The following is a 745-nucleotide window of genomic DNA, read 5'->3' on the forward strand; positions in this document are numbered from 1 at the left end:
CGGGCATTCCCGTTACTCGATCTATCTGCCAACGCGCATTAAAGAGTATTTAACAGTTGCTTCACTTGCGTTAAGAAAACAACGGATTAATGAATTACTAACCCTTTTACTTACACATGATATGAATGATATTGATCAAAATTTTTATAACTATATTGGCCGTGAGGCTGAAGAAGCTGAACATCCTTACGGTGTTAATTGGACAGAATATGATGCCTTATCCCCAAAAGGGATGGAGGTGTTGAATAATGAATGAAGATATTTTAACACTCTGTAAGCAATTGAGATTAGCTTATGTAGCAGAAGCAATTAAAGAAGTGCCTTTTACTGAGCCGGAAGAATATCTGTATCAAGTTTTATTAAAAGAGCAGCTTGGCAGAGAACAAGCAAAAATAGCACGTAACTTGAAACAAGCTCGTTTCATTGATACAAAAACGCTAGAAAGCTACCAGTGGCATAAAGATATTTGTTTGCCTGGCCATTTAACGAAAGATGAGTTAGAACAGCTAGATTTTATTCGAAGAAAAGAAAACGTCATTTTAGTTGGCGCACCTGGAACAGGTAAAACACATTTAGCTTCTGCCCTTGGCCGAAAGGCTTGTGAGCATGGATTTGAAGTACGTTTTTATCGTGTATCGCATTTAGTTGAGGAGCTAGAGCACGCCCTACATACGGGGAAATTGAAGCAGTTTAGAAGTAAATTAGAGAAAGTTGATTTAATGATTTTAGATGAAATGGGTTATTT

The 745-nt window shown here is 37.2% G+C and carries 1 protein-coding gene and 1 pseudogene; both read left to right on the forward strand.

What is annotated here, in order from left to right:
• Positions 1–256, forward strand: a pseudogene (locus CD33_RS20345) (IS21 family transposase); the annotation flags it as partial.
• On the forward strand, positions 249–745 hold a 497-nt coding region (locus CD33_RS00115), incomplete at its 3' end, for an ATP-binding protein (RefSeq protein ID WP_036196963.1). The pseudogene CD33_RS20345 and the gene CD33_RS00115, both read left to right, overlap by 8 nt.

The organism is Ureibacillus sinduriensis BLB-1 = JCM 15800, from assembly GCF_000772955.1.
Lineage (GTDB): Bacteria > Bacillota > Bacilli > Bacillales_A > Planococcaceae > Ureibacillus > Ureibacillus sinduriensis.